The 19,759-nt window shown below is 70.4% G+C and carries 26 protein-coding genes and 1 pseudogene; 20 read left to right on the top strand and 7 right to left on the bottom strand.

Translation table 11 applies throughout. From position 1 onward, the window contains the following. Positions 1–15: 15 nt before the first annotated feature. From KYK13_RS12785 to KYK13_RS12770, 4 genes and pseudogenes are all read right to left on the bottom strand, one after another. Positions 16–639, bottom strand: a pseudogene (locus tag KYK13_RS12785) (tyrosine-type recombinase/integrase); the annotation flags it as partial. Between the two features lie 437 nt (positions 640–1,076). After that, a complete protein-coding gene (locus KYK13_RS12780; protein ID WP_223644462.1) occupies positions 1,077–1,277 on the bottom strand; it encodes an AlpA family transcriptional regulator in 201 nt (66 codons plus the stop codon). Positions 1,278–1,804: 527 nt separating this feature from the next. Further along, a complete protein-coding gene (locus KYK13_RS12775; RefSeq protein ID WP_223644460.1) occupies positions 1,805–2,605 on the bottom strand; it encodes a hypothetical protein in 801 nt (266 codons plus the stop codon). A gap of 244 nt (positions 2,606–2,849) precedes the next feature. Further along, positions 2,850–3,170 carry a hypothetical protein gene (locus tag KYK13_RS12770; RefSeq protein WP_223644458.1) on the bottom strand — a complete coding sequence of 107 codons (321 nt, stop codon included), beginning with the start codon at positions 3,168–3,170 and terminating at the stop codon, positions 2,850–2,852. A gap of 181 nt (positions 3,171–3,351) precedes the next feature. Between KYK13_RS12770 and KYK13_RS12765 the strand changes: the two genes are divergently transcribed. The 19 genes from KYK13_RS12765 to KYK13_RS12670 all read left to right on the top strand — a co-directional run bounded on the left by KYK13_RS12765 (position 3,352) and on the right by KYK13_RS12670 (position 17,470). Further along, positions 3,352–3,648, top strand: a complete 297-nt coding sequence (locus KYK13_RS12765; protein ID WP_223644456.1) for a hypothetical protein — start codon at positions 3,352–3,354, stop codon at positions 3,646–3,648. Between the two features lie 57 nt (positions 3,649–3,705). Beyond that, entirely contained in the window at positions 3,706–3,966 is a 261-nt protein-coding gene (locus KYK13_RS12760) for a hypothetical protein (protein ID WP_223644454.1), read from the top strand. Next, positions 3,959–4,129, top strand: a complete 171-nt coding sequence (locus KYK13_RS12755) for a hypothetical protein (protein ID WP_223643990.1) — start codon at positions 3,959–3,961, stop codon at positions 4,127–4,129. The genes KYK13_RS12760 and KYK13_RS12755 overlap by 8 nt, the downstream gene beginning before the upstream one ends. Further along, on the top strand, positions 4,126–4,482 hold the full coding sequence (locus KYK13_RS12750) for a hypothetical protein (RefSeq protein ID WP_223643989.1): 357 nt from the start codon (positions 4,126–4,128) through the stop codon (positions 4,480–4,482). Before KYK13_RS12755 ends, KYK13_RS12750 begins: the two co-directional genes overlap by 4 nt. Before the next feature lie 270 nt (positions 4,483–4,752). Beyond that, positions 4,753–5,736, top strand: coding sequence for a phage recombination protein Bet (gene bet / locus KYK13_RS12745; RefSeq protein WP_223644451.1), 984 nt, complete (start codon positions 4,753–4,755; stop codon positions 5,734–5,736). A gap of 2 nt (positions 5,737–5,738) precedes the next feature. Beyond that, positions 5,739–5,990, top strand: coding sequence for a hypothetical protein (locus KYK13_RS12740; RefSeq protein ID WP_223644449.1), 252 nt, complete (start codon positions 5,739–5,741; stop codon positions 5,988–5,990). A 387-nt stretch (positions 5,991–6,377) separates the two neighbouring features. Beyond that, positions 6,378–8,189, top strand: a complete 1,812-nt coding sequence (locus KYK13_RS12735; RefSeq protein WP_223644447.1) for an amidohydrolase family protein — start codon at positions 6,378–6,380, stop codon at positions 8,187–8,189. 127 nt (positions 8,190–8,316) lie between these two features. Continuing rightward, complete coding sequence (locus KYK13_RS12730) at positions 8,317–8,994, top strand: hypothetical protein (protein ID WP_223644445.1); 678 nt, start codon at positions 8,317–8,319, stop codon at positions 8,992–8,994. Positions 8,995–9,105: 111 nt separating this feature from the next. Further along, on the top strand, positions 9,106–9,693 hold the full coding sequence (locus KYK13_RS12725; RefSeq protein WP_223644443.1) for a hypothetical protein: 588 nt from the start codon (positions 9,106–9,108) through the stop codon (positions 9,691–9,693). Between the two features lie 108 nt (positions 9,694–9,801). Beyond that, positions 9,802–10,203 (top strand): cell wall protein, encoded by a 402-nt coding sequence (locus KYK13_RS39310; protein WP_370645344.1) that lies wholly within the window; start codon positions 9,802–9,804, stop codon positions 10,201–10,203. After that, complete coding sequence (locus KYK13_RS39060; RefSeq protein ID WP_304504107.1) at positions 10,200–12,530, top strand: hypothetical protein; 2,331 nt, start codon at positions 10,200–10,202, stop codon at positions 12,528–12,530. The genes KYK13_RS39310 and KYK13_RS39060 overlap by 4 nt, the downstream gene beginning before the upstream one ends. Continuing rightward, positions 12,523–12,948 (top strand): hypothetical protein, encoded by a 426-nt coding sequence (locus KYK13_RS12705; protein WP_223644441.1) that lies wholly within the window; start codon positions 12,523–12,525, stop codon positions 12,946–12,948. The genes KYK13_RS39060 and KYK13_RS12705 overlap by 8 nt, the downstream gene beginning before the upstream one ends. An 89-nt stretch (positions 12,949–13,037) precedes the next feature. Beyond that, entirely contained in the window at positions 13,038–13,748 is a 711-nt protein-coding gene (locus KYK13_RS12700; protein ID WP_223644439.1) for a hypothetical protein, read from the top strand. Positions 13,749–13,845: 97 nt separating this feature from the next. Further along, positions 13,846–14,175, top strand: a complete 330-nt coding sequence (locus KYK13_RS12695) for a hypothetical protein (RefSeq protein ID WP_223644437.1) — start codon at positions 13,846–13,848, stop codon at positions 14,173–14,175. A 381-nt stretch (positions 14,176–14,556) separates the two neighbouring features. Then, on the top strand, positions 14,557–14,799 hold the full coding sequence (locus KYK13_RS12690) for a hypothetical protein (protein WP_223644436.1): 243 nt from the start codon (positions 14,557–14,559) through the stop codon (positions 14,797–14,799). Between the two features lie 318 nt (positions 14,800–15,117). After that, positions 15,118–15,945: a hypothetical protein gene (locus KYK13_RS12685; protein ID WP_223644434.1), complete on the top strand. Its 828-nt coding sequence runs from the start codon at positions 15,118–15,120 to the stop codon at positions 15,943–15,945. Then, positions 15,936–16,772 (top strand): hypothetical protein, encoded by an 837-nt coding sequence (locus KYK13_RS12680; protein ID WP_223644432.1) that lies wholly within the window; start codon positions 15,936–15,938, stop codon positions 16,770–16,772. Before KYK13_RS12685 ends, KYK13_RS12680 begins: the two co-directional genes overlap by 10 nt. A gap of 61 nt (positions 16,773–16,833) precedes the next feature. Next, complete coding sequence (locus KYK13_RS12675) at positions 16,834–17,031, top strand: hypothetical protein (RefSeq protein ID WP_223644430.1); 198 nt, start codon at positions 16,834–16,836, stop codon at positions 17,029–17,031. 223 nt (positions 17,032–17,254) lie between these two features. Beyond that, a complete protein-coding gene (locus KYK13_RS12670) occupies positions 17,255–17,470 on the top strand; it encodes a hypothetical protein (RefSeq protein WP_223644428.1) in 216 nt (71 codons plus the stop codon). 7 nt (positions 17,471–17,477) lie between these two features. Here the strand turns inward: KYK13_RS12670 and KYK13_RS12665 are convergent, their stop codons facing one another. The 3 genes from KYK13_RS12665 to KYK13_RS38850 all read right to left on the bottom strand — a co-directional run bounded on the left by KYK13_RS12665 (position 17,478) and on the right by KYK13_RS38850 (position 19,095). Continuing rightward, positions 17,478–17,840: a hypothetical protein gene (locus KYK13_RS12665; RefSeq protein WP_223644426.1), complete on the bottom strand. Its 363-nt coding sequence runs from the start codon at positions 17,838–17,840 to the stop codon at positions 17,478–17,480. Between the two features lie 51 nt (positions 17,841–17,891). After that, positions 17,892–18,596: a DNA methyltransferase gene (locus KYK13_RS12660; RefSeq protein WP_223644424.1), complete on the bottom strand. Its 705-nt coding sequence runs from the start codon at positions 18,594–18,596 to the stop codon at positions 17,892–17,894. A 370-nt stretch (positions 18,597–18,966) separates the two neighbouring features. Further along, positions 18,967–19,095, bottom strand: coding sequence for a hypothetical protein (locus KYK13_RS38850; RefSeq protein WP_255654233.1), 129 nt, complete (start codon positions 19,093–19,095; stop codon positions 18,967–18,969). A gap of 118 nt (positions 19,096–19,213) precedes the next feature. Between KYK13_RS38850 and KYK13_RS12655 the strand changes: the two genes are divergently transcribed. Continuing rightward, positions 19,214–19,699, top strand: coding sequence for a hypothetical protein (locus tag KYK13_RS12655; protein ID WP_223644422.1), 486 nt, complete (start codon positions 19,214–19,216; stop codon positions 19,697–19,699). Positions 19,700–19,759: the final 60 nt, after the last annotated feature.

Here is a 19,759-nt window from a genome sequence, read left to right as displayed (position 1 = left end):
CACGTCGTCCGCCAAGTAGATGGCGGCCGTCACCTGGGGGGACGCGTGCCCCAACAGGCGCTGGGTGGCGACGAGGTCCCCGGTGGCCTGGTGGACGAAGCTGCCGAACTGCTTCCGGAGGCCGTGGAAGGTGAAGCCCGCCGGCAGCGTCACGCCAGCCCGGCTGGCGATGGAGCGCAGAAGCTTCGTCACGTGCCAGCTCGTGTGGCGCATGCCGCCTTTCCGCGGTGCCGGGAAGACGAGCCCATCCCCTCCCCCGACGCGGTGCCTGTAGGCGTCCAGCTCTGGGCGGAGCTGCGGGTGGATGGGCACGAGCCGCTCCTTCGAGCCCTTCGTCGTGCTCCGGGACCAGCTGCGCCGGACGTGGATGACGCCGTGCTCCCCGGCGTCCCAGTCGATGTCCGACCACTTCAGCGCGGCCAGCTCACCGCGGCGGAGGCCCGTCAGCAGGGCCACGACCAGGAGGATGCGCCACGGCCCGGCCGCACCGAGCAACGTCGCAATCTGCTCCGGCTGCAGCACCGTCACGGCACGCCGTTCCAGAGTTGGGCGGTCCACCGCGTTCCAGGGGTTCTCCGCGATGAGCCCCAGTTTCCGACGCGCGTACTCGAAGACGAGCCGCGAGCGGATGTGGAGCATCCGGGTGGTCGCCGGGGCTTGGCCCGCGTCACGGGACTTCTGGAGGAGCGCCTCGCAATCCGCCGGCGTGACGCGGTTGACGAGCTTCTTTCCGAAGTGAGGAGCGATCCACAAGCGGATCTGGCTCCGCATGGGCCCGAGGCTGGACTGGTGCTGGTTTGCCGCTTCGTAGCGCCGCAGGAGCTCATCGCACGGGATGGGCGTCACCATGCGCTTCTCGACGCCCGCCTTCACCCGCTCCGCGAAGATGGCCTTCTCGTGGACGAGGCGCTCGGCCTCCGCCTGCATGCGCGCGGTGCTCCGCTCGCGCACCATCCGCCCGCTCTCGTCGCGGTAGCGCAGCCACCACGTCCCGTAGGTTGGTGCCTCGCGACGGAGCCGCTTGCCTGCCTCAATGAGCGCCTGTCCGGCGCTGTTCGGGCGGAAGTACGTGCTCGTCACGGCTGTCCCTCCGACGACTGCCGGTCCACCCACGCACGTACCTTGACGGGGTCGAAGCGGTAGTTGCGCGTTCCCAGCTTCACGAACGGGAATCCCGTGTTGGAGCGCACCTGCTTCCACACCCAGGCGGAAGACACCTTCAGGTAGGCCGCCACATCATCCGCTGTCCAAAAGCCGCTCGCGGGGACTGCGGCCATCTGCTGGGAGGAATCCTCCCTTGAGCTGCCGGCACTTCCGCTGTCGTCACAGTTGACCATGGTGTCCCCCGTCACGACTGAACAATCTATCAGGTTTGATACATGCCAACGACCGCACGGGTAGGCCACCTCCAGGCCTGACGTGCGCTAGAGCAACCTGCGCGCCAACGCGCTTCGGCCGCACATCCGCCCAACCCGCACGCAACGTCCGTCCGCACGCAGAGACGTCCGTCCTGCCCGCGTACGATGCGGCGACACGATGAAGCGGCAGAGGCTGTCTGATCTGCGAATGACCCACGGCGACCCCAAAACAGGCCCCGCTGGTGCTTGGTGGTCACCAGCGGGAACCCGCGGACACACCTGCAGCACCACGACGTGGTTGCAGGGCCCTATCGCCGACCAGACCATCACGTCCAACCGGCGAATTCTGTGGCGAAGCTTTGGGATGCCCACTGCCACCAAGTCAGTGGGTACTTCGAAACGACTGCATCAATCGTTACTGCGGGTACGACTGAAAAGCAAGCCGGCTACTTCGAAATCGAGCGCGAAGCGCCGTCGTCCGGCTCCGACTTCACCGGCGCATAGCAGCCGCCCTTGTATTCGTAGAGGTCATCAGGACAGGGCGGAGCGTCTTCGACATCCGCCTTCACCCAGCACCCCCCGTTGATCTCTTTCTGGCTCCCGCGGCACGGCGGCCGACGCTGCACCTTGAAGGGCCGGGACGGCATGTCGCGAGCGATGAAGGGCGACACCTCGCTGACGAGGAGCACAGGAGCTTCGATCTCTTCCACCGCAGCCTGCCCAACGCCGGTCGTCAGGACGACTGACTCAGGCTCGTGGCGCTCCGCAACAACCGTTCGCGGAAGCTCAGCGAGCGGCACTTGCTGGCGCTGCGGCCAAATGAGGTTGCCGAGGAACGCGGCAACGAGGATGCCGAGCGCGGCATCCTTCCAGCGCTGGGCGACGAGTTCCTTCCCTCGGTTCGCCTGGCGCCGAACAAGGCCGCGCCACCGCTGCCGGCGCGTCAGCGGCGGCGCCAGCAGATGCTCGCGCAGCTCCGGCGCCTTCATCGCGCGGTCCAAGATTTTCGGGAGGTCATCACCCACAGCGGCCAGTTCCTCGTGCACTTTGGCCGGAGCTGCCGCACGCGGCAGGCGCACCTGAAGGGCACGGAACGGGGGAGCATCGGAGGACGTCCAGGTGACTTCCAGTGAAGCACTGGGGAACTGCTCCAGTACCTCCTCGGGCGTTGTCTCGAGGAGCATCGACTCCTCGAGCTCGGGCCGCACGACAAGCGCGGGCTGCCCCGTCCGCACGTCGCGCGCCAAGTAAATGTCACCCTGCGCCGTCCGGCGATCCACGCACCGGCTCAGGTGGTACTGCCCCACACGGCCGGTCTGCCGGCCCTCGTTGGCGCGCGGCTCTCCCGGACTCCCACCACCGCCTCCGCGCGCCCGCTGAGACGTACCACCGCTCCGGCTATTCACACCGCTGCCCATCGCGCACTCCTGCTCGTCCGCCTGGAGAGGACTCCTGCAACCTCAATCTACGGCGCTTTCCTGACTCTCCGAGCTACTTCCGGGGCTTCGCGGAAGGCTCTTCCGTTCTGACGCTTGCCAGGAGAGGCCGGACGAGCTCCGCCACGATGAGCCCCTCGGTGACGCCCTGCACACGCGCGCGCTTCTCCACTTCGGCCCAGTCCTCAATGCCCAAGGAGGTGGCCAAGTCGCGAACGATCCGAAGGCTCTTCTCGATGACATCCGTTTGGCGCATCCCGGTGGCCACCACTCCATCGACGTACTCGGAGATGTCGTCATCAGGCTTGAATGTGATGACCCTCTTCTTTGCGCCGGTCCGCTCCGGCTTCTTCGTCGCAGGTTTCGTCGGAATCACGTTGCGCCTCTTCTGGTGAGTCTCCGCCATTGCTCCCACGGTCGCTCCTTACCCGCTTAGTGCGCGGTATCACAGGGTCAAGCCCAGCCCGCCAAAGTATTGCCACGTCAAGCGACGTATTCAATCGATTGACTGGGTATTACCAAGTCGCTATGTTGCGTCTCGTTGAGGCGGACGGACGTTGCCCCTCGGGGGAATGGTCGCGGAGCGGGAGTTCGGTGGTCGCCACCGGAGACGCCTGCAGGAGCAGCACCGCAACACGGACATGAGCGAGTGGGGGCAGACGATGCGAGCAACGGATGCGGCGAAGGCCCGGGAGGGCCAGTGGTTCCGGCGGAAGGACGACGGGCCGGCAGTGGATGACCGGCAGATCCGCGAGGTGAAGGCGACGCGGCAGCAGGGCAAGCCGCTCGTCACCTTCACGGACACCAAGGGCGAACTGCACCGGCACACAGACGTGCTGGAAGTGCGCCGGTAGTACCCCCGGGCGGGCGCCACCACGGCGCCCGCCCACCCCATCCACCACGAGGACGAAATGGCCAACGACATGGCGACGGGAGAGGTGCGCCCGCAGACGGACGCGGCGGCGTTGCTGGAAGAGGTGGCGGAGCTGGAGGCACGCGCGGCGCGCAAGGAGAAGCAGGCCGGGGCGGCCTGGTGCTCCGCGGAGGGCGCCATCTACCTCGAGCGTGACGCGGCCGACTTCCGCGAGCGGGCCGCCGTGAAGCGCGCCAAGGCGCAGCAGCTGTGCAACCCGGGGCACGCGGTGCCCCAGAAGGAGGAGTGCCATGCCTGAGAAGAAGACGAAGACGCCGCGCGAGGTGCTGCGCGCCTACTTCGACGAGCAGGAGGTTGAGCGGGAGGTGTTGCGGGCGTGGAAGGAGCTGGACACCACCATCGAGGGCGTGACGCTCCGCATGGCGGACGACCTGGCCCGGCTGAAGGGCGGCGCGAAGTGAAGCCCCTGCACCAGCTGGCCGAGGCGCTCGTCGTCCTCGCCCGCGAGGGGTGGACGAGCGACACCTGTGACGTGGCGGACCTCCAGCGGCAGGTGCGCGAGATGGAAGCGCTGCAGGCTCAGGTGCAGGAGAAGCTGCGCGCGGCTCAGGACGCCATGGACGCGTGCACGCCGGACGGCACCCTGCCCGTCTTCGAGCGGTGGCTCCGCCTCCAGCGGCGGCAGGTGGACGCGGGCCTGTCGCTCGGCCGCATCGCGGAGGCGGAGGCGCTGCTCCGCGCGGAAGTGGAGCGGCAGCTGTGGCTCGCGCTGCACCGGCGCGCGGGCGCGGAAGTGCTCCGGGCCGCCGCATAGGCGCGTCAGACTCAAGAGGTAAGAAGCTGGCATTCAACCTGAGAGGTTGCATTGCCGGAAGCACGCCGCGCCCCTTGCCCCGCCTACGCAGAGCACCCGGACAGATGCTGGGTGCTGTGCGAGCGGGAGTACGGACACGAGGGACGGCACCGCTGTCGGGACATGGAGTGGGACTGCCTCACCCCGGAAGACGAGGTGGAGGCCGAGTTGAGGGAACTGCTGCGCCAGGCCGAGCAGGCCGCAGGCGAGCGCTACGAGTAGGAGTGGACGATGGCTGACGAGAGCGCGCCGGTGTCGGACAGGGGCTGGAGCCAGGACCGAGTGGACCTGGTGAAGCGGACCATCTGCCCCCGGGGCATCAGTGAAGACGAGTTCCTGCTCTTCATGGAGCAGTGCAAGCGCAGCGGGCTGGACCCGCTCCTCAAGGAGGCCTTCTGTGTGGCGCGGCGCCTCAATATCGGCAACCGCGAGCGGCCCAACTGGGTGACGAAGCACGAGTTCCAGCCGTCCGAGGCCGGCATGCTCGCCCGCGCGGAGCGCTTCCCGGACTACGAGGGCATCCAGGCTGCGGAGGTGTACGGGGAGGACCCCATCAGCATCGACTACGGCTCCGGCACCGTCGAGCACCGGGTCAATCCCGCCCAGCGTAAGGGGGCGCTCGTGGGTGCCTGGGCACGGGTGCAGCGCCGCGGGAAGGTGGCCGTCGTCGTCTGGGTGGACTTCGCCGGCGTCGTCCAGCAGACGCCCCTCTGGGGGAAGATGCCGGGGACGATGGTGCGCAAGTGCGCTCGCGTCGCGGCGCTGCGCACGGCGTACCCCGAAGCCTTCGGCGGACTGTACGTCCGAGAGGAGATGCCGGAGGAGGAGGACGACGATACCGCGCCGCAGTCGCGTGAGCGCGCCCTGCCCTCGAAGTCCGCATCGACGGAGGCGGCCGAGGTCGCTCAGGCCAGTATGGCGCAGGCCCCTCGGGCCGAGGTGGTGGAGCATCACGGCCAGCGCCGGGTCTCAGCCCCTGCTTCGGCGCGCACGGCGCGGCAGGTCGGCGGGCCCGAGGACGAGTCCACCGCTATCGTCGCGGAGGCGGAGCAGGCGGCGACGGAGTCCGAACTGAAAGCGCTCGGTGCTCGCGCGCGGAGGCTGCCTGACGGACCGTTGAGGGCGAGCGCAGCGGAGGCACTGAAGGCGGCGGGGAAGCGCCTGGGCCTGCCCGGCAAGCCGCAGCCCGCGCCCGAGCCGGGGTCGGGTGGCTGACGGTGCGTCGCTGCCGCACGCGCAAGCCCTCCACGGAAACCCTCCGGCACCGAGCCAACCGCGCCGAGTACTTCGCGGAGTTGCGGGCGCTCCGAAGCGAGGGCGCGGAAAGCGCTCCGCTGGCGACGCGACAGCTTGCGCCGCAGGTGGAGTGCTGCGCGAAGGCGACCTTCCGGGACTGCGCGTGTGGTGGCGCGCGCGTCTGCCCGGAGCACGGCGGTCCGGTGTGCTTCGGGAAGTTCAGCCACGACTGACGTTTCGCAGCACCGCGCGTTCCGAAGCCGCCTCACACGGCCCGGGTCGATCTCTCAACGCGCGGGGTTGCAACCCGGTGGCATTGGGCCACCGGGCCTTGTCGGTGGAGTGGCCAGCGCCTCACCTGGCTGGACGGAGCGCTCCACCTCACCCCGCGCGGCATAGGGCCGCGCGGGGCCTCTCACGGCGCTGATGTTGAGCGCTGCCCGGCGGGGGCGGTCCCACTCCCGCTCCCGCCGGGACCTTCCGTCCGCCGCAGCACCTGCAGCACCTGCAGCACCTGCCGATGACGGGGCGTGGGCCCCAACTGGATGTCTCAGCGCTCCCGGTTCGACTCCGGCACCGGCACTCCGTCCAGCCGTACCCCCAATCCCCATGGAGTCTGTATGTCTTTAAGGCGTTTCCTCGCCGCGGCACTCGTGTGCCTCACGGCACCCCCGGCGCTCGCCGGCAGCGACACACCGCCGGAGTCCGCCAGCGGCATCCCGCGCGGCTACGCGGACCACGTCATCCACAACGCCAACATCTACACCGGCCAGGACGGGGACGCGTTGGGCCGCTGGGCCACCGCCATCGCCTGGCGCGGCGAGGACATCCTCTGGGTGGGCCGTGGCAGCACCTGGCAGTCCTTCGTCGGGCCGCGCACCGTCGTGGAGGACGGCCACGGTGCCACATACACGGCCGGCATCGTGGACGCGCACGAGCACAAGGTGCCGCCCTTCGACTCGTTCCCGGATGCAGCGCACGGCCGTCCCTTCGGCGACCTTTGCCCCGTCCTCGCCTTCGCGCCGGACGGCACGCCCTACCCCAACTTCGACCCGACGTTCGACGAGGTGGTGGGTGCGCTCCGGGGCTGCAACGGCGAGGCCTCCCGGCGCCGCAGCGTCATCCTCTTCGGCGGGAAGTTCTACGCCACCTCGAAGGGCCACAACCTCCTCCAGGAGCTGTCCGCCGCGTCGCCGAACAAGGTGGCGGTGGGCTTCGACGCCACCGAGGGCCACGGCTTGTGGGGCAACCGGCTGGCGTTCGCCGCGGCCGGCATCCTCAACCCGTCGACGGACCCCAACGGCATCGGCGTGGTGGACCCGTGGAGCGGCTTCTACGGCCGCGTCTACAACCCGTACACGGGCTTGATGGAGCTCGACGGCTGGGCGCAGGAGCTGGCCCAGGTGCCCTTCTTCGCGGCGCTCGTCAGCGACCTCTCCGACGCGCAGCTCGCGGCGGTGTACCAGGCCGGCCTGGACGTGGCGCTCTCCCAGGGCGTCACCTCGGTGACGGACATCTTCTTCGCGGGTGGGCCGCAGAAGGCCGCTGCGGTGCGCGCCCTCGTCAACCACCCGGTGGACCTGACGGTGGCGTGCCTCCCGCTGGCGCCGGGCGACGTCTGCCCGAACAGCCTGCGCAGCCGAAGCGGCGTGCTCCTCCAGAAGTACTTCGCATCGGGCGCCATCAAGTCCTGCCGTGGCTGGAGCAAGCAGCCGTACATCACGCCTGACCTCCAGTGCCCGTCCGTGTCCACGCCCACGTGGTACGGCGGCCCCAACCTGAGCAACTTCGACCTGGAATGGGCCATCTTGTCGGCTGGCTACGACACCCAGGAGTACACCACCTGCACGATGATCCACACCTTCGGCGCCGCGTCGGTGGAACAGGTGGTGACGGCGGCCGAGAAGGTGGAGCGCCTGTATGGGACGGGGCAGCGACTGCCGCGTCGCTGCGTCACCCTCGAACACGCGGACATGGCCAACAGCTCGCTGCGCTTCCGTGTCGCGCTGCTCGGGTACGCCATCATCCAGAACCCGCCGCACCTGGCGCTGCGTGGCGACATCAACTCGCACTACCAGCCCTCGGAGGCTGCGGACGCGCTGCGCTTCGACAGCCTTCGGAAGGAGAGTCTGCGGTTCGCGTTCGGCGGTGACGAGTTCGGGCCCAACAGCACCCCGCCCAACGTGCAAATCGCCGCGCTGATGGACTCCGTCCCCGCCTATGAGCGGATGACGGCGGAGGACGCCTTCGTCCGGTACACCCGCGAGTCAGCCATCGCCCGGCATGAAAAGGCGGGACTGCTCGGCATGGGCTACCCGGCCACGCTCGTGCGGTGGGACCGCAACCTCCTCAGCGGCCAGGCGGAGGACATGCGCGCCGCGAAGCCCGTGCAGGTCATCGTCCGCGGCCGGCTGGCCTTCACCGCGCAGTAGCCCAACACCGCAGCGCCTGACGTCGCGGGCCGCGCAGTGACTGCGGCCCGCTGCCTCTCTGCGCACGCCGGTGAGTTCTCCCGGCGTGTCCCTCTCTCATCCACCCTCCACTCAGTTGAGGCATTCCATGAATGTCATGTTGAAGCTCGTGGTGTTGCTTTCGTTGTTGCTGTCCACCCTTGTCTACGCCGCCCCTGCGCCGCTGCCCGCGGACTTCGGTTCGGCCGCGCACGTCGCCGAAGTCGCGAAGTTCCTCCCCCAGCACGCGAGAGTCTTCATCGACAATTGCCGAGCCATGACGCAGCTGGCCCTGACGAAGGTTGGTGCGAAGTTCGGCTGGAGAGCACCCAATCAGGTGCCGTCGATGACGCTGGAGTGCATGGCCTATCAAGTCCAGCTGGGCTACCTCCTGAAGCAGGCGTCCAAGGAGAGCGTCCCCCCAAGCCTGATTGCCTGGGTGCAATTCCAGGCGCGCCGCGCGTGCGGCGACGATGATGGCAAGGGCGGAGACCCAACGAACGGGAAGGCGGTGTTGTTGGAGGCCGCGAAGGTCCTCCCAGGCCTTCCCCTTGGGCCCGCCAATAACCCGAACCGTGGGTACCAGCCGGAACACAGCAAGCCCGTTCCGCAGAAGGAAGCTCCGCGCGGGCATCGTGGGCCGCTGCCGGAGAAAGAGCGCCAGACGATTGCCTCCATCAAACCGAACGAAGCGTGGACGGCGGCCCAGTCCGCCGCCGTCGCCTTCGCCGTCTTCTGGGCGGTGGCCAGTGAGATGTCCGACGTCCTGACACTCGGCCTGCCGTAGCGCCTGCTCTTCCCTGAATCCTCCGGGCGGTGCAGTGCGGGCCGCCCGCGCCCCTTCCTTGCACGCCGGTGAGTCCCTCGGCGCGCGCCCCATCAATTCGACAGGTACCCCATGAAGAAGACGCTGAAGTCGCTGCTCGTCGCCCTGCTGTGCTGGTCGCTGCCCGCGTTCGCCAGCCCGTACCCGCCCCTCACTCCCACCACCGAGATTCCCGGGCTGCCGCAACTCACCGCCCGCATCACCTACAACAACGCCCGGAGCGTGCTGAACAACCTGGTTCGGGCCTTCGGACAACGCGTCGGACTGAAGCCCGGCCAGTCCCTCACCGAGGCGGACGTGGAGTGCGCCATGGCCAAGCTGGCCGCGGGCTTCATCCAGAGCCTGGTGCTCGACCCACTACCGGAGATGTCGGCGGACGACGTGAAGGGGGCGCGCGATGCGCTGGCCCACTACCGCGCGAGGGAAGAGCAGTGGTGCCGTCCGCCGCCGGGCGGTCCGAACAAGGGCGCGGAGCTCGTGAAGCTCTTCATTATTCGGAACACCGAGGGCACCTCTCAGGCGCGAGCCCTGACCGAGACGTACTCCTCGCGTGCAGCTCAACTGAAGGCCCCCAACATCACCGCGGGTGACGTCGCCCTGGCGGTGGCCGTCGCGATTGCCATCCTCGCGAAGGAAGCGGTGCCGCTGCCCATCCCGTAGCGCAGCACCGTTGAGTCGCACCGCGGGCAGCACGACACGCGCTGCCCGCCTCTTCTCCGCGCGCCGCCACGGTGGCGCGCTCAACCCCAACAACGAAACGAGACGGACGTGACGAAGACGAAGAGCAGTGGCGGCCTGCTGGAGCTGGCGGACCGGCTGGAGGACGTCGCGCGGATGCTGCGTGACACCGTGGCGAAGCTGGGCGGAGTGGTGACGCCCCCGCTTCCGACGAAGGTGGCCCCTGCGAGCGCGGCCAGGGCGACGAAGTTCGGCAAGGCGAAGGTGGTCAAGGCCGGCGGCGCGCGCGTGTGTGCCATCAAGGGCTGCGGCAAGCCCAGCCGGACGAAGGGCTACTGCGCCGCGCACTACCAGAAGCTCCGCATGCTGAAGAAGACGAACCGCCTTCCGGCTGCGTGGGCGGACAACGCCGCCCCCAACAGCGTCGAGGACGTCCATCTGGCGCGCGGGCGCGCCGCCTCGAAGGCGCTGGCGGAGGCGACCACCCGATGAAGACAGCGGACGTCAGCGGCATGCCGAAGGAGCTGGAGGAGGTCCGTCGCATCGCCCTAGGCGAGTTTCCCGCCGATGAGGCTCAGGTCCGGGCCGCGCTGGCGCAGGCATGGGCCTGGCTCGCGCCGCTGACGTCCGCCCTGCCGTCGGCTGAGCCGTCTTCGGGCATGCCGACGTACACGACCGAGGATGTCAGGCTGGCTTATCGCAAGCTGACCCTGGCGATTAACGGGACGAAGGACATACGGGCGCCCGACTGGCAGATGTCGCTGTCGCTGATGCTGACCGCCGCGCTGGAAGGGGCGAAGGCGCCGGGGCTGGAGCAGGCACTGAAGGACGCGCACCGAGCGCTTACGAACGCCAAGGTCTCGACGCACGACACACCGGGCAATCCGAGGTCCGAACTGTCGCTCACGGGCCGCATCCTCCGCCTGGAAGCGCGGTGTGCTGCGTCCGAAGGCCGGGAGGTGGAGCTGACGCGCGAGGTGTCTACCCTCCAAGCGAGGGTGGAGGAGTTGGAGGACCACGGCCGTGATCAGCTCCAGCGGATTGAAGAGCTGGTGTCCGAGCGCGACGCCCTCCGCGCGCAGGTGGAGGCGGTGCGCGAGATGGTGAAGCGTGGGTTGAAGGAGCAGGAGGCTGGAGCCGAGCGGCTGGGCAGGACCAACCTCTACATGGCGGGCACGAAGGACGCGCTGGAGTCCGTGCTCGCCGCCCTCTCCGCCCCGCCCGCCGAGACGACGCTTGTGCTGTGCCCGAAGTGCGAACAGCGCCATCCGGGCCCGACGAATCCGTGTGTCCTGTGCGAGGCCCAGGCGGCCTACAGTGCGGAGCAGTCAACGAAGGCGGACGCGGAGATGGCTGCGGACGCCGAGACGACGCCCGAAGACGTCACGTGGCTGGAGCCCTTCTGCGCGTGTGGCCGTCGTCTATCGCAGTGCGATGGAAGTCGGCGTGGATGCAAGACGCCACGCGTGAGCGCCACCCCGCCCGCCGAGACGACGCCCGCGCCAGAGCGCCAGGAGGGCGCGCCTGCGCAGCCGCACCGGATGCTCTCCGCGCTCGACGTCCGCCCTGCGGTGCCGCCGGTGCTGGAGCAACTGCCGGAGGCCGACCCCTACGTGTCCCGGGTGACGGAGTTCCACGAGGCGATGGGACTCCCGGTGCGCCACGGTCCGGACGTCGGCACCGTCGAGGAGCGCGTGCTCGCTGGGAAGCTCATCCTCGAGGAAGCGTTCGAGTTCCTCCGCGGAGCCGGGGTGCGCGTGCTGCTGGACGCCCTGGTGCTGGACGTGGCCGACGTCGTCATCGAAGAAGACACAGACGGCCCCGGACCGGACCTGGTCCAGATGCTCCACGAGCTCGCCGACCTGCAGTACGTGGTGAGCGGGCGCGCGGTACAGTTCGGCCTGCCGGTGTTCGCCGCCATCGACGAGGAGATTCACCCGGCGAACCTCCGGAAGCGCGGGCCGGACGGAAAGGTGCTCCGCCGCGCCGACGGCAAGGTCATCAAGCCCGAGGGCTGGGTTTCGGCGAACGTGGCTCGCGTCCTCCGGCGCGCGCAGGAGGGCCGCCCCAGCCTGCCCGAGCGCATCGACTCCAGCCTCGCGAAGCTGGGCCACGAGCTGACACCCACCGGGCGTCTCGTGGCCTCCGAGGTGGACGCGATGCTGCACCCCTCCGGCCGCTGCACCTGCGCGGGCGAGGGCCAGTGCGAGTGGTGCCGGGCCCGGTGTGACGCGTGCGGCAGCCCCTACGTGCCGGAGAGCGTCCGCCGTGCCGTGGTGCGCGTGTGGAGTGCGCTCCGCGTCACCACGCCTGAGCAGGGCGCGGCCGTGGCCGTCCTCCGCGCCGTCTACCCGGAGTTGCCGGTGCCAGACGGTGACGAAGGGCACGAGGCGGTGAAGCTGCTCACCAACCGGCAGGCAGCCCGCGTCCAGGGCGCGCTGGGGATGCGCAAGCCGCCGGACGCCCTCGGCTACCAGGACGTCGTGCTCATGGCCCAGGCCTGCAAGGCGGCGCTCGCGGACGTGCTGGACCGGCACGACCTGCCGGAGCCCGCCCACCAGCGCGTCGCCCTCGTACACAACAACCTCGTGGACGTGTGGCAGGGCGTGGCCGGCCTACAGGACCTGGCCGGGTCGGCGATGGCGAGGGCGGTCCTGGACGCCGCGCGCCTCGGGGCGACGGACATGCGCGAGCGGGCGGCCCGTGAGGCGCAAGCGTCTGGAGACATCGCCGACCTCGCCGAAACCAATGGCTACCGCGAGTTGGAGGGCTTGCTCCGCGACCTCCCGCTGCCCGGGGAGGAGGTGCCCCGTGGGTGATCACTTCCAGCCCCAGCCGCCCCCGGCGGCCAACGACAAGCCCGCCGTCTGGGACCTCGTGGTGCAGGACTTGGAGCGCGACGAGGCGCCCCTCAGCACGTTGAAGGCTCCATTCCCGTGGTCCACGCGGGACCTCATGGCGCTCGTGCGTGCCGACGCGAGGGCGCGGGATGCGCAGGGACGCAAGCGGTACGGCGTGCCCCTCCAGGCGGGCAACGGCCGCGATGCGCCGGTGGACGCCTACCAGGAGGCGCTCGACCTCGCCGTCTACCTCCGGCAGGCGCTGGAGGAACACGCGAGCCGCTTCGTACCGGATGCCGAACTGTACGTCCGGGAGCACCTGAGCGGGCTCTACAACATCGCGCTCCACTCGGTTTGGCGCCTGCGCTGGCTGCTCTTCAGCCGCGACGGCCGGTAGCCGCCCCACCACCTCACCCCTTTCACCACCTGCCGGCCCGGGCGCCGGACGGCAGGGCTCTACCCGCGCGCCCGCTCCCCGAGGTCCCCGTGTTGAACCACTCCGCCATCCTGCTGTCCCTCGTCCTGTCCACCACCGCCCTCGCCCAGGAGGAAGCATCCGCCGGCGGTGCCGCCTTCCCGGTGTGGAGCTCGCTCACCGCCACCGCCACCGCGCAGGGCGTCCTCAACCCGGCCGCACCCGGGGGCAACCCGCGCCCCCTGGCCCTGGGCGTCGGGTACAGCCGCTGGAGCGAGCGCGGCGCCCTCCACGTCCTCGCGCACCTGGCGCCCAGCGTCGCGGCGGACGGACAGGACGCGGCCGGCGGGCTGCTGCTGCGTCCCGGTGGACGCCTGGGCGTGAGCGCGGCCGCGCGCCTCCACCGGCTGGGCGAGCGCGGCGCGCTGCCGCTGACGGTGGGCGGCTACCTCGCGGCGGGCGCGTCCCTCGACTCCGCATCCGGCGCCTCCTGGACGTCGCTGCGCGCGGACGCGGGCGTGGCCGCGCACTGGTGGCAGGTGCACACGCCCACGCAGCTGGTGCTGGGGACGCTGGAGGCCGGGCCCGTGCTGCGCCGCCGCACCGGGGACGCCAGCGGCACCTGGCTGGGCCTGTCCCTGGGCGCCTCCGTCACGGTGCAGCGGGTGACGGCGGGCCTGACGCTGACGCACGTGCCCGCCGGAGGCACGTCGGTGCCGGGCCTGACGGGCACCCACGTCACCGCGGGCGTCGCGCTGCAGGCGGACCTGCTGCCGCTGTAGCGGGACCGAGATAAGGACTCCCTATTCCCTTGACGGCACGGGGAATAGGGAATATCTATTCCATTGTTCGTGGCATGGAGCCGCCCAGGAGACACGCATGACCGCCATCGTCCTCGACTCGACCAACAGCCAGCAGTACGTGGAGTCCCGCGTCGCGGCCTTGGGCCGTGCCGACCTCGAAGTTTCCGTGGGGCGCGGCAGCCACGGCCTTGAGGTGCGCTTCGGCCCCCGCCGTAGCGTCCGTGGCCTGTCCTACAGCCCCACCGTGGAGCAGGTGGACGCACTCATGGCCGAGCTGGCGGCCGTGCCCGTCTACGTGGAGCCCAAGCCCGCTCCTGCCCGCTCCTCGCGCGGGGACTACTCCAAGGCTCGTCGGTACGACCGCCTCTTCAACGAGGGTGGTGAGGGCTACAACCCGTACCGCTGACCATGGCGCCGCGGACACAAGCCGCTGGCGGCCTGACGGACGCGGCCCCACGCGCTGGGGCCACGTGGTCATGCTGTGAGGGGAGGACGTATGCGCGTGAGAAGCGAGTTGGACGGTAGGGAGTGGGATCCAAAGGGTCAACCACTGTGGTGGGTGCCAGAGGGGTGGTTGCCGCGGACTGGGCGTGTCCACCCGGAGACAGTGAGGGCTATCCACGCACGCGTGGCACCTGCGCCGGGCCAGCAGGCGTGGGCCCGCGTGCCGGGGCCTCACACCCATCCCCTCGCCAACGACGAGTGGATGTGCGAGCCGGTGACTCTCCTGGACGATGGAAAGGGCGTGGACGCCTCACGTGACCCTCACCGGTACGCAACGCCTCAGATGCTGCGAATCGCGGCGCTGCCCACCGATTTGGAACGCCAATGGGCCTTGGACGCACTGAGTGAGAAGAATATGGGGGAATGGCTGGATGTGAGTGGAGGCGTCGGAAACATCCTCTCGTGGCGGCGCGACCCGACCGTCTATTGCACCGAGCGACGCGAGAACGACGCCGAGATTGAGGAGGCGGAGAGCGTCCACTTTCGCGTCAGGCCGCGCCCCTCGTCGCCGGACGAGAAGAAGTAGTGGCACGTCACCACGACAAATCGCTGACGCCCCCGGCGCAGCGCCGCGCGCCCAAGGGCAGCGTCGTGGCGAAGCTGCCCGTCCCACTGGGCAAGGAGGAGGCCGAGGACGTAGGCCTCCTCCTTGCGCACCTGGTGGCCCACCCTCAGCCCAACCCCATGCACGAAGCCACCTCCGCGGGTGCCATCCGCTGGGGCGTCAGCGTGGCCGTGGAGTCCCTGGGCCTGCGGCCGCCGCGTCCACGGCTAACGTCTCCCCCGGACGGGGGATTGCCCCCGCCCGCCCCCTCAGCACCTACTGCGGACGGAGGAGTGCCCCATGCGGATGAGGCTGACGCACGAGGTGGAGCAGGAGGACGACGGCGAGCGGGCACTGAAGGTGGAGGTGTCCGTCCACCAGCGCCGGGGCGGCGTCGCCGAGCTCCAGCCCGCGGGCGCTGAGTGGCACGTGCGGTGGCTGCGGGAGGAGGCGGACCTCAACCGCCAGGGCAACGGCACGGCCACGGTGCAGGTGGCGGCGCCCGGCCTGTACCGCGTGCGCAGCGTCGCGAGCGCTCGGCGGGCCCGGAACGCCTACGTCGAGGTGACGGAGGTGGACGGGGCCCTCCGCGCCACCGTCCTCGGCGTAGACGAGGAGGAGCCGCGCACGGTGGGTGCCACACTCCAGGCCCTGGAGGCCCGCCTGGGCATCACCGAGGCCCGGGCCGCGCGAGCCGCGGAGGCGTCGCGGCGCGGCGAGGCACTGGCGGACGCGCTGGAGGCCGGCAGCGTCCGCGTCTCCGTACCCCTCGTGGCGCTCACGCTGGAGGGACTGGACGTGCCACCCCTCCAGGCCGCCAGCGACAAGCAGCTGGCATACGCGCGGGTGGTACGCGCCCGGGCCGTCCACGACTTCCTGGGCCGCTTGCTGGAGCGCGCGGGCAAGCTGCCGCGCGCCACCGTCGAGGAGCAGCTGCCGCTGGTGGCTGGCTGGCTGCACGGGCACCTGCGTGCGCACTCCACCAGCCGCTACTGGCTGGACGAGACGGTCCGCGCGGACCCGGAATTGGGCGTGCTGGGCGAGGCCTACCGCAAGCACCGCGCGGCCAAAGCCCCGTTAGCTGAGGACACCTCGCTGCACATGGATTTGGAGTGGACATGCGACTGACGATGATTTCGGACCTCCTCGCCAAGGTGGCACCCCACCTGGACAGGGTGCCCTCTCGCCCCGCGGATGACCTCCAGTCGGTCGCCGCCGAGCTGGCGGCCAGCACCTGGAGCCGGAGGATGGTGGAGGACGCGCCCATCCTCATCGACGTCGCGATGCTGGGACTGCTGGGACGGCGCCAGCTCGCCGTGCACCAGCTGCGTGGCGCGGCGGCCCGCCATGCCTCATTGACGGACCTGCACTCCCTCCCCGACGCGCCCCCGGCGCTGCTGCGCCAGCCCTGGCTGCTCGAGGCACGGCACCCGGACGAGGGGGACCGGCTCTTCGGCGACACGTTCGCGTTGGCCGGGTACTCGCTGGACGGCACCTCGTACCTGCTGGGACTGCTGGGCAACGGGGCTGCCGCCTTCGCGCCCTGGCGGCCTCGATGGACGGGAGAGGACCTGGACGAGGGCACCCACCAGGAGCGCTCTCCCCTCATCGACGAGGGCCACGCGTTCGGGCATGCCGCTTGGGCGCGGGAGGCCGCGCGCTACGCGGTCGTCTTCGGGCTGCTGGCGGAGGCGGAGGGCACGCCCCTTCGCATCGGGGAGGGCCGCCAGCGTGACGCCCGCGCGGGCCTGCCGGTGCGCAACGTCTACCTGGACGGCGCCGTGGCGCCCCCGCTGGAGTCCCTACCTGGGGCAGGCCCTGCCGAGCGCGACGCGGTGGCGCGCCAGGTGCGCGGGCATCTCAAGCGCCAGCGCCACGGGCCCGGCATGTCCCTCACCCGGTGGATCTACGTCTCGCAGTACGCCGCTTGGCGCTGGGTGCGGCCGGAGTCGTAGGCGCGGCCCTTGTCGTTGCGGCCCCGCGTGCGCATGGCCACCTTCCGCGGCGGAGGTGGCCATGCCCCTGTCCCGGATGCCCGTCGTACGGCAGTACCTGACCGCGGCCGCAGCGAGCCTGCACGCAGAGGCGATGGAGTCCGGCGGGCAGCTCCCGGCCAACGCGGAGCGCGTGGCCCACCTGGTGGATGACGCGCTCCGGGAGGCCAACCGCGAGGCGCCCGTGGACGTGCGTGAGCCGCCACCGGAGGACTGGTAGGAGCACCTCAGTCATCCAGGTGAGGCGGGGGCGTTTCGCCGTGGTCGTCACATGCCCAGGCTTGGCGGCAGTCGCACGCAACCGCCTCCGCGCGTCCGCAGCACGGTGCGCTCGCACGGACGTGAGTACGCGGGCACGGACGGTGACGTGCGGCCAGGTGATGTCGGTTCGGGCGCACGCAGTCTCCTCGCGGGCGGCACGTCTCCTGCTCTCTGCCCCCGCCATGACGATAGCGGAGCGGGAGGCGCTGGCGCAGCGCCTGGGGGAGGCTGAGAAGGAGTTGCAGCGAGCGCAGTGGGAATCGGACGGCAGTCCACGGGCGCGGATGCGGCTGGCCCGGGCGCGAATGGAGTACCGCGCGGCCGAGCACCTGACCATGCAGGTGCTCGGCGCGCGCCAGGCGCTGGACCTGGTGGAGCAGCTCGCGGCCTATCCGTGACGGGGGCTCACCGCTTCCGGGGCTCCAGCACCAACCACTCACTGCGGCATGCGTCGCACGTCATGCGGTAGCCGTCCGGGAACACGGTGAGGGTCCGGCTCGTCCCGTATCCCGGGAGGCAGCGTCCGCAGCCTTCGCCGTGCCGTCGGACGGTGAGGGCGTGCTCGTGCGGCGGGAGGCGGAGCAACTTGAACCAGTCCACCACCCAGTCCGCGGTGGCGTGGACCTGGAGGCTCAGGTCCGGCTCCACCAGGTCGTGCTTGAGCGCGAGCCAGTAGAGGCGCAGCGAGCGGACGTGCGCGGTCATGCCCCGCGCCTCGAACTCGTGCCCGAGCTTCTCAACTTGCTGGAGCAGCTCCTCCTTCGTCACGTCCCCAGCCTGCCACGTCGGCAGGAGGCACGTCCCGCCACACCTGGTGCGTCACGCCGCGTGCGCCAAGGCGGTCCCGGCCTCCAGTCGGCGGGCGGCGGCCTCGCAGTAGCGCTCCTCGAGTTCCACGCCCACGGCACGCAGCCCGAGCTGCTGCGCGGCCAGTAGTGTCGCGCCGCTGCCGGCGAACGGGTCCAGGACGAGGCCGCCCTTGGGGCACGCGCGCTCGAGCAGGTAGGCCAGCAGGTTGACCGGCTTCTCCGTGGGGTGCGTGCGAGCCTTCGCGGGCACCGGCGGGTAGCCAGAGAGGACCGCCCCGTGCCGCTTCCCGAACAGGGCACGCCGCGACGGTCCGGTGCCGTGCAGCACGACCTCGTAGTCCGGCGCGAAGCTGGCGGCGCAGTCGCCCATGCCGCCCCGCGCCTTCCACCACATCAACGCGCCCTTGATCTTCAGGTGCGCTGAGGCGGCGTCGAAGAAGTCGGGCCAGCTCTCCCAGTGGCAGAAGACGAACGCGTGCAGGTCCGGCTTCAGCGCGGGTCCAGCCGCAGTGAGTGCCTGGCGGAAGACGCGCATGCCCTGACGTGAGCCGTCGGCGCGGATGGCCGCGCCGCTCCTCCCCTTTGCCTCGTAGGCCATCCCGTAGGGCGGGTCGGTGAGCAGCACGTCCACGGATCCGGACTGGAGTCCGGGCAGGGCGTCGCGGCAGTCGGCGTGGAACAGGGTGATGGTGTCGGTCTGGAAGTAGGGCTTCACTCTGGGGCCTCGTGAGGACGTAGCGCGGGGGTCGCACCACGCGCGCGCGTTGTGCACGAGAGATGCCGGACGGCTCCGCGCAGCGTTTAGAGCTCTCGGCATGCGTCCTGCTCTCCGCGGACGCTCTCGCGCCGAATGACCTCGTTCGGACGCACTCCCCTGGACACATCGTGAGCCCGCGTCTCCCCTCCTCCCTGCCTCAACTCGTGCTCGTACTCCTGATTTCCCTGGCGGCTCTTCGCTGCGGCCCATCCGAGGACGTGGACGAGGGTCCGCCGTCATCACCGCCTGCGGCGCACGACGGCGGCAGCGTCAACGGCGGGAGCCCGGCGGACGGAGGGAGCACCTCGAGGGATGGCGGTGCCCCACCTCAGGACGGCGGCGCCACCTGCCGCTCAAACTGCACCGGCCGGTCCTGCGGCCCCGACGGCTGTGGCGGCAGCTGCGGGACGTGCGGAAGCAACGCCACGTGCAGCGCCGCCGGGGCGTGCGTCTGCATCCCCCAGTGCAACGGCAAGATGTGCGGACCGGACGGCTGCGGTGGCGTCTGCGGCACCTGCCCGGCGAACGCAACGTGCAGCGCTGCGGGCAACTCTTGCGCGTGCGCGCCGGGCTACGTGCCCAACCAGGCGCACGACGGCTGCGTCCGCGTCGGCGGTGCCTGCGAGGGCGTCAGCCAGTACGGCTACTGCTCCGGGGACACCTGGGTGCGGTGCGATGCGCAGGAGGGCATCGTCACCATGGAGTGCGGCCCGGGCCGGTGTAAGCGGCTCGACGCCGCCGGCAACGGGGCCTGCACGTGCGGCAGCATCGACTCCAACGGAGTCTGCGCCACGGCCTCTGGCGCCAGCGCTGCGACGCCCCGTGTTCACTTCACCTGTGCCACGAGCGCCGGGGTCCTCATCGCCAACAACTGCACCGCGGCGACAGGCTCTTCCGCGGGCTTCTGCTCAACCTTCGTCACATCGTTCGGCAACCAGACGACGTGCTTCTGCGGCACGTGCTCCGTGCCCGGGCGCAACAACCAGTGCGGCTCGCTGTGCAGCAACCCCGCGCAGTGCCAGTACTCGGCGTCCGGCAACTTCCACACCTGCGGCTTCTGACGCCCGCCCGTTCGTGGACGGCCGTCCCTGCCGCGAGATGGGACTGTAGGGCGGCCTCAG

The sequence above is a fragment of the Corallococcus sp. EGB genome (genome assembly GCF_019968905.1).
In the GTDB taxonomy this organism is placed as follows: domain Bacteria; phylum Myxococcota; class Myxococcia; order Myxococcales; family Myxococcaceae; genus Corallococcus.
Note: the sequence above shows the minus strand (reverse complement) of the source record. Positions and strands in the feature narration are given on the sequence as shown.